The organism is Leisingera sp. ABD4_442 (assembly GCF_056160905.1).
The window spans coordinates 1-1,441 of the sequence record NZ_JBSWYB010000086.1; the positions used below are offsets into that span (position 1 = coordinate 1).

Sequence of the window (1,441 nt, forward strand, 5' to 3'; positions counted from 1 at the left end):
AAGTCCGTATGTCTCCTTGTGCGGCGCCAGCATCATTAGTCTGGCGGCGTCACAGAGGAGGCGGCCAGATGAAGATCACATACGTTGGCTTGGACGTTCACAAACGCACGATAGCGATTGCATGCGCTGATGATGGGCGGGACGGGGAGGTTCGCTATTGGGGGGTTATTGAGAACGCGCCTCATGCGCTGAAGAAAGTGGTCCGCACTTTCACGGATGGCAATCGCAGAGTAGACTTTTGTTATGAGGCAGGCTGTTGCGGATATGGTATCTATCGGCAGCTAACGGCGGCGGGTTTGCCATGCAGCGTTGTGGCCCCATCCCGTATCCCGAAAGCGCCAGGTGATCGAATTAAAACGGACCGCCGGGACGCTCAGCGGCTGGCTATTTTACACCGCGCCGGAGAATTGACGCCAGTCTGGGTTCCGGACCGATCTCACGAAGCTATGCGTGATTTGGTACGGGCCCGGCTGGATGCGGCCATTCATCTAGCCCGGACCCGGCAGCAACTTTTAGCCTTTCTGCTGCGTCACGGCCGGACCTTTGAAGCTGGACGAAAACATTGGACCCATCGGCACAAGCTGTGGCTGGGAACTCAGAGCTTTGACGAACCGGCCCAGAATGACGTGTTTCGGGACTACGTTGAGGCGGTTTGGTCAGCATCTGACCGGCATGAGGCGCTGAAAAAGCGGATATCGGAGCATTTGCCTGAATGGAATCTGTCCGCGCTGGTGGAAGCCATGCGGTGTTTGCGCGGTCTGGAGTTGGTTTCAGCGGCTACGATTGTGGCGGGAGTAGGGGATATCAATCGTTTCGAAACCCCCAGGCAACTCATGAGTTACTTGGGATTGACTCCTTCAGAGCATTCCAGCGGAAGCACGATCCGCCGGGGAGGGATTACCAAAGCGGGAAACTGTGAAGTGCGCAGGATGCTGATAGAAGCCGCTTGGAGCTATCGGTATCCTGCACGTCTGTCGCAGGATAAAGCCCGGCTTCTTGAGCGCCAGCCGGCTGCCATCAGGAATATTGCCTGGGAGGCACAAAGACGGCTTTGCAAGCGGTACCGCCAGCTGACGCAGCGCGGCAAGAAGTCAACGATTGTCGTTCCCGCCATTGCGCGTGAACTCTGTGGATTCGTCTGGGCCCTCGGTCGGGAAACGCATGTAACTTGACCCTGAGCGCAGTGGGGAACGGAACAGCCGGTTAGGGTTATGCTCGAAAGCCCCCTGGGCAGGGTCTGCCGATGCCCGTTCTAAGTGAGAGATAGACCCGAGACGGAAACGAAAAATGCGGTTTGCAATCCGCGCATGGAAGGCTGATCGACCGTCGGGAAAGTTGTTTCGTTCCCCAAACTGTAATTGCCCAAATCCTACGGCAGCCGAACCGCCGCAAAAAAGCGGTGCGCATTGCCATGCGCAATTCCTTTGACAGGAGACATGGA

At 57.0% G+C, this 1,441-nt stretch carries 1 protein-coding gene; it reads left to right on the forward strand.

Going from position 1 to position 1,441, the window contains the following annotated elements; genetic code table 11:
* The first annotated feature begins 68 nt into the window (after positions 1-68).
* Entirely contained in the window at positions 69-1,172 is a 1,104-nt protein-coding gene (locus ACXAHG_RS23455; protein WP_475061222.1) for an IS110 family RNA-guided transposase, read from the forward strand.
* Positions 1,173-1,441 lie beyond the last annotated feature (269 nt).

Excerpts from the sequence above, each read along its gene's own strand:
- ACXAHG_RS23455 (WP_475061222.1), top strand. The coding sequence starts at position 69 with ATGAAGATCACATACGTTGGCTTGGACGTTCACAAACGCACGATAGCG.